Origin of the sequence: Pseudarthrobacter sp. NPDC092419 (assembly GCF_044755045.1) — a bacterium.
Lineage (GTDB): Bacteria > Actinomycetota > Actinomycetes > Actinomycetales > Micrococcaceae > Arthrobacter.
Genome location: NZ_JBIVQF010000004.1, coordinates 343431 through 351654, shown reverse-complemented (window position 1 = coordinate 351654; position 8224 = coordinate 343431). Strand labels below are relative to the sequence as shown.

8 protein-coding genes are annotated in these 8224 nt (G+C 67.8%); 7 read left to right on the top strand and 1 reads right to left on the bottom strand.

Features of this window, described 5'->3' with window-relative positions; all coding sequences use genetic code 11:
* From ACIQC0_RS09340 to ACIQC0_RS09310, 7 genes are all read left to right on the top strand, one after another.
* Positions 1-380, top strand: a 380-nt coding sequence (locus tag ACIQC0_RS09340) for a hypothetical protein (RefSeq protein ID WP_400534491.1), incomplete at its 5' end; no start/stop codon positions are given.
* 65 nt (positions 381-445) lie between these two features.
* On the top strand, positions 446-1495 hold the full coding sequence (locus ACIQC0_RS09335; RefSeq protein ID WP_400534488.1) for a 3-isopropylmalate dehydrogenase: 1050 nt from the start codon (positions 446-448) through the stop codon (positions 1493-1495).
* Positions 1496-1596: 101 nt separating this feature from the next.
* Positions 1597-2709, top strand: a complete 1113-nt coding sequence (locus tag ACIQC0_RS09330; protein ID WP_377215930.1) for a branched-chain amino acid aminotransferase — start codon at positions 1597-1599, stop codon at positions 2707-2709.
* A 115-nt stretch (positions 2710-2824) separates the two neighbouring features.
* A complete protein-coding gene (locus ACIQC0_RS09325; RefSeq protein WP_400534484.1) occupies positions 2825-3625 on the top strand; it encodes an MBL fold metallo-hydrolase in 801 nt (266 codons plus the stop codon).
* A gap of 5 nt (positions 3626-3630) precedes the next feature.
* Positions 3631-4407 (top strand): fumarylacetoacetate hydrolase family protein, encoded by a 777-nt coding sequence (locus ACIQC0_RS09320; RefSeq protein ID WP_377215932.1) that lies wholly within the window; start codon positions 3631-3633, stop codon positions 4405-4407.
* A 54-nt stretch (positions 4408-4461) separates the two neighbouring features.
* Entirely contained in the window at positions 4462-5976 is a 1515-nt protein-coding gene (gene gltX, locus ACIQC0_RS09315) for a glutamate--tRNA ligase (protein ID WP_400534480.1), read from the top strand.
* Positions 5976-6713 carry an HAD family hydrolase gene (locus tag ACIQC0_RS09310; protein ID WP_377215934.1) on the top strand — a complete coding sequence of 246 codons (738 nt, stop codon included), beginning with the start codon at positions 5976-5978 and terminating at the stop codon, positions 6711-6713. Before gltX ends, ACIQC0_RS09310 begins: the two co-directional genes overlap by 1 nt.
* On the opposite strand, the gene ACIQC0_RS09305 is transcribed toward ACIQC0_RS09310, so the two are convergent.
* A complete protein-coding gene (locus tag ACIQC0_RS09305) occupies positions 6710-8107 on the bottom strand; it encodes a hypothetical protein (protein ID WP_400534477.1) in 1398 nt (465 codons plus the stop codon). The two genes, ACIQC0_RS09310 and ACIQC0_RS09305, sit on opposite strands and share 4 nt — an antisense overlap.
* Positions 8108-8224: the final 117 nt, after the last annotated feature.

Sequence of the window (8224 nt, the reverse complement as noted above, 5' to 3'; positions counted from 1 at the left end):
TGGTTGAGGTGCCGGTGGTGCCGGTGGAGCCGGGTCCGGTGGTTGAGGTGCCGGTGGTGCCGGTGGAGCCGGGTCCGGTGGTTGAGGTGCCGGTGGTGCCGGTGGAGCCGGGTCCGGTGGTTGAGGTGCCGGTGGAGTCCGGCCGGATGCCCTCCTCGGAGCGGGAACCATCCGGCGTGGCCATCACACAGGCCGGCCCGCAGGCTTTGTCCGGGGGTCTCGCTGGCAGAAACCCAGGGTACGGTGTCCAGACTGCGGCGGCTGTTTCGCCTTCCGCCGCTCCCCTGATGGCTGGCCTGGCCGTCCTGCTCCTCGCCTGCTCGGCGGTGGCTATCCGTACGACCATGCGGTGGGGGCGGCGGCGCCCCAGTGGCACGTAGAGAGGGTCCTCCCGCATCCTGAGACGGATTGCCCAGCATATGGATCAGTTGGCTACCCTGAAATTATGAGCGCTTCCATTGATCTTGCAGTCATTCCCGGCGACGGCATCGGGCCGGAGGTTATCGCCGAGGCCGTCAAAATCCTGGAGAAGGCGGTGGCCGCGGAGGGTGTCGAGCTCAAGCAGACCCACTACAAGCTCGGCGCCGAGCACTGGCTGGAAACGGGCGAAACGCTGCCGGATGAGGTCCTGGCGGACCTCCGCACCCGGGACGCCATCCTCTTCGGCGCGGTGGGTGCGGCCCCCGGCGATACCCGCATTCCTTCAGGCATCATTGAGCGCGAGATGCTGCTCAAGCTCCGCTTCAGCCTGGACCACTATGTAAACCTCCGCCCCTCGCGGCTGTACGGCACGGTGGGCAGTCCGCTGGCCAACCCCGGCACCATCGATTTCATTGTGGTGCGCGAAGGGACAGAGGGCCCTTACGTGGGCAACGGAGGCAGCCTTCGCGCCGGCACCCCGCACGAGGTGGCCACCGAAGTGTCCCTGAACACCGCGCACGGCGTGGAGCGCGTGGTCCGCGATGCCTTCCGCCGCGCCAGCGCCAGGGAGCGCAAGCACCTCACACTGGTCCACAAGCACAACGTCCTGGTCTACGCCGGCCACCTGTGGAAGCGCACCGTCGAGGCCGTGGCCCAGGAGTTCCCCGAGGTCACGCACGACTACCTGCACGTTGACGCCGCCACCATCTTCATGGTCACCGAGCCGTCCCGGTTCGACGTGATTGTTACCGACAATCTCTTCGGCGACATCCTCACGGACCTCGCAGCCGCCATCACCGGGGGCATCGGACTGGCCGCATCAGGCAACATCAACATGGACCGCACCGCACCGTCGATGTTCGAGCCGGTCCACGGATCGGCTCCGGACATCGCCGGCCAGGGCAAAGCGGATCCGACGGCGGCAATCCTGTCCGCGGCGCTCCTTTTGGACCACTTGGGCTACTCCGCAGCTGCGCAGAAGATCGAAGCGGCAGTGAGTGCCGACGTCGAAAGCCGGACCGGTGCTGCGCGTACGACCGCCCAGGTGGGCGACGCGATCGCAGCCGGGCTCTGACCGTACGAACGCGTGCGGCAACGGGCGTAAGCTTGTCTCGAATCACCAAATGCCGCCCGCCGTTCAGCGCTGAACCGCCGGCGGCCGATCGTGGAGGAACCATGACTCAGACTGCCCCTGGCGTCGAATTCACCCAGCTGCCTTCGGCCAACCCGAAGTCCGCCGAAGAGCGTGCAGCCATCCTGGCGAACCCGGGATTTGGCAACCACTTCACCGACCACACCGCAATCGTCGACTACAGCGTGGACGAGAACGGCAACGGCGGCTGGCACAACCCCCGGGTGGAGGCCTACGGGCCCATTACGCTTGACCCTTCGGCGGCCGTCCTGCACTACGGGCAGGAGATTTTCGAGGGGCTCAAGGCCTACCGGCACGCGGACGGGTCCATCTGGACGTTCCGTCCGGAAGCAAACGCGGCCAGGCTGAACAAGTCCGCCCGGCGGATCGCCCTGCCTGAACTGCCGGCCGAGTACTTCCTTGGCGCCATCCGCGAACTCGTGGCCGCCGACAAGGAATGGGTTCCCTCCGGCGACGGCGAAGCACTGTACCTGCGCCCGTTCATGATCGCCACCGAGGCGTTTCTGGGCGTCCGGGCCGCCCGCGAGGTTTCCTTCCGCGTCATCGCCTCACCGGCAGGCAACTATTTCGGCGGCGAGCTGAAGCCCGTGTCCATCTGGATCTCCCGAGAGTATGCACGCGCCGGCCGCGGCGGTACCGGTGCTGCCAAATGCGGCGGCAACTACGCCGCCTCGCTCATCGCCCAGCAGGAGGCCGAGGCCAACGGCTGCAAGCAGGTGCTCTTCCTGGACCAGTTCAACGACAACGCCGTTGAAGAGCTCGGCGGCATGAATGTCTTCTTCGTCATGAAGGACGGCTCGCTCGTGACGCCGGCGCTCAGCGGGACCATCCTCGAGGGCGTCACGCGCATGTCCGTCATCCAGGTGGCCCAGGACATGGGCCGGGAGGTCGCCGAACGCAAGATCACCCTCGACGAGTGGCGCGAGGGGGTTGCCTCCGGCGACATCGCCGAGGTGTTCGCCTGCGGGACCGCCGCCGTCATCACGCCCATCGGCGTGCTCAAGGACGCCACCGAGTTCATCGGATCCGAAGACGCCAAGGCCGGGGAGACGACCATGGCCATCCGCGAGCGCCTGCTGGGCATCCAGACCGGGACGTACCCGGACACCCACGGCTGGCTCACCCGCCTGGTCTAGCTGTCCCAGGCAACTCAAGCTATCCCAAGCAACGCGGGGTCACTCCTGCCGCTTCCCGGTGGCCGGGAGGGCCGAAGTGACCCCGCATTGCGCTTAATTTTGGGAGGATTGCCTGGTGAGCATTGCACCGACTCCGGCCCTGCGGCGGGCCACACCGTCCGCCGGCTATATCCTTGCACCGAACCCGGGCCCCATGAGCCTGGAGGGGACCAACTCGTACGTTGTGCGGGCTCCCGGACACCCTACCGCGGTGGTGGTGGACCCCGGCCCGGCGGATGAAACACATCTGCAGGCCCTTGCCGGAGCCGGCCCGGTGGAGCTCATCCTCATTACCCACCGCCACGCGGACCACACCGGCGGGGCGCCCCGGCTCCACGAACTGACCGGCGCGCCCGTCCGTGCCGCTGATCCCGCGCATTGCCACGGCGGCCCGCTGCTGGCGGCGGGGGAACGCATCCAGGCCGCCGGGCTGGAGATCGCGGTGGTTCCCGCCCCGGGCCACACCTCCGATTCGATGTGCTTCCACCTCCCGGATGACGGCCCTGCGGGCTCCGTGCTGACCGGCGATACGATCCTGGGGCGCGGCACCACCATGCTGGATTATCCGGACGGGACGCTGGGCGACTACCTGGCCACGCTGGCCCGCCTTGAGCGCTTAGGGCCGGCCGCCGTCCTGCCCGCCCACGGGCTCCCGCTGCCGTCCCTGGAAGGCATCGCACGGGACTACCTCCGCCACCGGGAGGATCGCCTGGTGCAGATCCGCGCTGTCCTGGGCCGGCTGGGCCGGGACGCGTCCGTGGGTGAGGTCACCGACGCCGTGTATGCCGACGTCGGACGTTCAGTCAGGCGCGCGGCTGAAACGTCGGTCGCGGCCCAGCTTCACTACCTGCGCAGCGAAAGCGGGACGGTAGGGTAGGAGCCATGCGTATTGCCAGGTTTGTAGTCGATTCCGATCCCCTCTACGGCATTGTGGAAGGTGAGCCGGGCAGTGAGGAAATCACTGTCATCCACGGCGACCCGTTCTTTAATGGCGTGGAGCGCACCTCCGTCCGCCACAAGCTCGAAGACGTTCGCCTGCTGGCTCCGATCATTCCGCGCAGCAAGGTAGTGGGCGTCGGCCGCAACTTCGTGGAACATGCCCGCGAGCTGGGCAACGACGTGCCGGCGCAGCCGCTGCTCTTCCTGAAGCCGAACACCTCCGTGGTGGGCCCGAACGACCCGGTGGTCCTGCCCGAGTTCTCCGAGGAAGTCTCCTTCGAGGCCGAACTGTGCGTGGTCATCGGACGTATCTGCAAGGACGTCCCCGAAGACCGTGTGGATGATGTGATCTTCGGCTACACGTGCGGCAACGACCTCACCGCCCGCGACGTCCAGAAAACCGACCTGCAGTGGGCCCGCGCCAAGGGCTTCGACACCTCCGCCCCCCTGGGCCCCTGGATCGAAACGGACCTGGACACCGAGGACCTTCACATCCAGGGCCGGCTGAACGGCGAACTGCGCCAGGACGGCAGCACCAGCCAGATGATCCGCGGAGTCCGCGAAATTGTGTCCATCGTGTCGCAGGCCTTCACGCTGCTGCCCGGCGATGTCATCATGACCGGCACCCCGGCCGGGGTTGGACTGGTCAGCGCGGGGGACCGCTTCGAGGTGGAGATCGAGGGAATCGGGCGGCTGTCCAACCCGATTGTCCGCCGCTAGGGACGCCGGGCGCGCGAAGAGCGGAGGCATGCAGGCGGTAAAGTTGAAGCCACTATGACTATCGCTTCCCCGTCGCCTGCTGCCTCCATCCCGCCCGTTACCGTGGAGACCCCGGTCCGCGTCCGGTTCTGCCCGTCGCCCACCGGAACCCCGCACGTCGGGCTGATCCGCACGGCGCTGTTCAACTGGGCGTACGCCCGGCATACCAAGGGCACCATGGTGTTCCGGATCGAGGACACCGATTCGGCCCGCGACAGCGAGGAAAGCTACCACCAGCTCCTGGATGCGCTGAAGTGGCTGGGCATCGACTGGGACGAGGGTGTTGAGGTGGGCGGCCCGCATGAGCCGTACCGCCAGTCGCAGCGCAGCGGCATCTACCAGGACGTCATCCAGCGGCTGCGGGACGGCGGATTCATCTACGAGTCCTACTCCACCCCGGAGGAGATCGAAGCCCGTCACCGTGCTGCCGGCCGCGATCCCAAGCTCGGCTACGACGGCTTCGACCGCCACCTGACGGAGGAACAGCTCGCCCAGTTCAAGGCCGAGGGCCGCCACGCTGTGCTGCGGCTCCGGATGCCTGACGAGGACATCACCTTCACGGACCTGGTCCGCGGCGACATCACCTTCAAGGCGGGGTCCGTGCCTGACTTCGCCGTGGTGCGGGCCAACGGCGCGCCGCTGTACACGCTGGTCAACCCCGTGGATGACGCCCTCATGGGCATCACCCACGTCCTGCGGGGTGAGGACCTGCTCAGCTCCACCCCGCGGCAGATTGCCTTGTACCGGGCACTGTACGCCGTGGGCGTTGCAGAATACATGCCGGAGTTCGGCCACCTGCCGTACGTCATGGGCCAGGGAAACAAGAAGCTTTCGAAGCGCGACCCCGAATCGAGTCTCTTCCTGCACCGGGAGCGGGGCTTCATCCCTGAGGGCCTGCTGAACTACCTGTCGCTCCTGGGCTGGTCGCTCAGCGCGGACGAGGACATCTTCACCGTTGAACAGCTGGTGGAGCATTTCGACATCCATGACGTGCTGGGCAACCCTGCGCGCTTCGACCTGAAGAAGGCCGAGGCGATCAACGGCACGCATGTCCGCATGCTGGCGCCGGAGGTGTTCCGGGAACGCCTGGTCCCCTACCTGCGGGCGGCGGACCTGGTGGGGGAGATCCTCACGGACCGGCAGGAAGAGATCCTCACCGAGGCGGCTCCGCTGGTCCAGGAACGCATCACCCTCCTGGGCGAGGCCCCCGAGATGCTGGCATTCCTGTTCAAGGCCGACAACGCCGTGGATGTCGCCGATGATGCACGCAAGGGCCTGCCCGAAAACCTCGACGAGGTGCTTGACGCGGCTATCGCCGCCCTGGAGCCGGAGGAGGACTGGACTGCCGAGAACCTCCAGTCCGCGCTCAAGCAGGCGCTCGTGGAGGACCTTGGCCTCAAGCCCCGCCTCGCGTTCGGCCCGGTCCGCACCGCCGTATCAGGCCGCAGGATTTCGCCCCCGCTGTTCGAGTCCATGGTGATCCTGGGTAAGGAGTCCTCCCTCGCCCGGCTCCGCGCCTTCCGCGGCTGATGACTGCCACCAGCCAGATGCCCGGCTCCGTGCTGCAGACCCCCTTTGGCGCGGTCCACGGCGTCCTGTTCGACATTGACGACACGCTTGTTGATCTCGAATACGCCATGACCACCGCCCTCCGCGAGGTCAGCGAACACCTGCTGCCGGGCCTGGACCAGGCCGGGTGGGCACGGTTCGGCCGCATCTTCACGCACGAAACCACGCACTACTACGACCGCTACCTGGCCGGCGAGCTGACCTTCAACGAGCAGCGGCTGCTGCGCGGCCGTGCGGCGCTGGGGCACTTCGGCGTGGAACTCGGCGAGGGCGAAGAATCCCACCGGTGGCTCAACGCCTACATGGAAAAGCAGCCCGCCTACGTCAAGCCGTTTCCTGACGTCCTGCCGTTCTTGGATCTGCTGGATGCTGCTGGCATACCGTACGGCGCCGTGAGCAACAACGTGCACGACTACCAGCGGGCCAAGCTGGACAGCGCCGGCCTGGAGCGGGTCACGCGGCTGGTTGGGACGGACACCGTCGGCGTGGCCAAGCCAGACCCCGCCATCTACCTCGAGGGCGTCAGGCTGCTGGGCACCGAACCCGGCGCCACGCTCTACGTCGGCGATAACCGCCTCCTCGACGCGGAAGGGTCGACGGCGGCCGGCTTGCTGGGCGTCTGGCTTAACCGGACGGGGGAGTCGGGGCAGGGGTACGACGGCGGAATGGTCGCCTCCCTGCCCGGGCTCCTCGCTTAGGCCCCGGCCGACGGCCGGCGGCGCTGGCGGACAGCCAGGGCTGCCAGCAGGATGATCACGGATCCGACGCCGCCCACCACCCACGGAGCGAGCGGCCGGCCGGAGCGTTCCAGCACGGCTGCCGGCGTCACCGCCGCAGCCCCCGAATACAGCTTGTCCGTCCCCTCTGCGATCTGGGCGTTGCCGGCGGCCAGCTTTCCGGCGCCGCTGGACAACTGGACCGAGCCGGCCGCCAGTTTCGTGTTGCCGGTGGACAGATCCGAGGCGCCTGCCGCGAGCGCCTGCGACCCGCGGAGCAACCCGGGGTTGTCCGGATCTGCCGGATCGCCCTTGATACCGGCGTTCAATGCTGCCGTGCCCTCGGCCAGCCGCGCAGTGCCGTCGGTCATGCGGGCGGAAGCCTTGATCAGGCCGGGCCGCTCGGGATTCCCCGGAACGCCGTCCATCCCCGTCCGGATCTTGGCGGTGCCGTCGGCAAGAAGCTCGATACCAAGGACCAGGCCCGGGCTGGCGGGATCCGTGCCGTTCAGCCTCCCGGCGAGGGTGGCGAAACCATCGGTGAGCTTTCCTGTGCCGGCATGAAGCTGGCCTGCACCCGCTTCAAGCTGCCCCGCGCCGGCCTGCAGACGGGATGCGCCTGCGTCCAGCCTCCGCGCGCCGTCGGTGATCGCGGCAATCTTGTCCTTGACCACGGAGAGCGGAACCAGGCCCTGGACCGGGTCCTGGGCGGCGGATTGGAGCAGCTCCAGGGCCTGCAGCAGGGCTGCCGTTCCGGTTCCCGCGGCGGGATCGCCGTTGACTCCCGGGTAGCCCTTAAGCTGGTCCGTGCCGGCTGACAGTGCCACTGCGCCGTCGGCCAGGCGCGCTGCGCCGGCATCGAGCTGGGTGGCACCGTCGGCCAGGTTGTTTGGTGCGGCACCCGAGGGGGTCGGGGTGAGGGCGGCCGACAACTGCCGGGCGCCGGCCGCGAGTCTTTGGGCGCCGTCGTCCACTTTGTAGACGCCTGGTGCGAGCTTGTTGTTGACGTCGGCCTGGATCTTGGCGGCGCCGGTGGCCAGGTTCCGCGCGCCGGCCTGGAGCCTGTCTGCTCCGGGCGCCAGTTTCTGGCTGATGCCGGCGTGGATTTCCGCAGCGCCCGCGGACAGTTTGCCTGCGCCGGTATCCGCCAGGCCTGCCCCAGTGGCCAGCTTCTCGGCCCCGTTTTTGAGCTGCGCGGCTCCTGACGATGCCTTACTGGCTCCATCCCTGAGCTGGCTGGAGCCGTCAGTAATGCGCGAGGTGACCAGGCTGTAGAACGCCAGCAGGGCGATCAGAAGCAGGGCCAGAACGGCGATGGCGACGCGCTGGGCGCGGGACTGGAAAAGGTGTATCCGGGTGGCACGGCTTTGTGTCACGGTTGGTCCTCTCGGCAGTGGAGCCGACGGCAGCAGTGCCGCAGACTGTCCTTTCCCGGCGGGCATGGGACTGTCAATCGCCGGACGAAGTTGGTTACCCATCAGTAACCTACCGAG

What these genes read in the sequence shown, in the direction of transcription:
- ACIQC0_RS09320 (WP_377215932.1), top strand. Translation starts at nt 3,631, where the DNA reads ATGCGTATTGCCAGGTTTGTAGTCGATTCCGATCCCCTCTACGGCATT.
- gltX (WP_400534480.1), top strand. Translation starts at nt 4,462, where the DNA reads ATGACTATCGCTTCCCCGTCGCCTGCTGCCTCCATCCCGCCCGTTACC.
- ACIQC0_RS09330 (WP_377215930.1), top strand. Translation starts at nt 1,597, where the DNA reads ATGACTCAGACTGCCCCTGGCGTCGAATTCACCCAGCTGCCTTCGGCC.
- ACIQC0_RS09335 (WP_400534488.1), top strand. Translation starts at nt 446, where the DNA reads ATGAGCGCTTCCATTGATCTTGCAGTCATTCCCGGCGACGGCATCGGG.
- ACIQC0_RS09310 (WP_377215934.1), top strand. Translation starts at nt 5,976, where the DNA reads ATGACTGCCACCAGCCAGATGCCCGGCTCCGTGCTGCAGACCCCCTTT.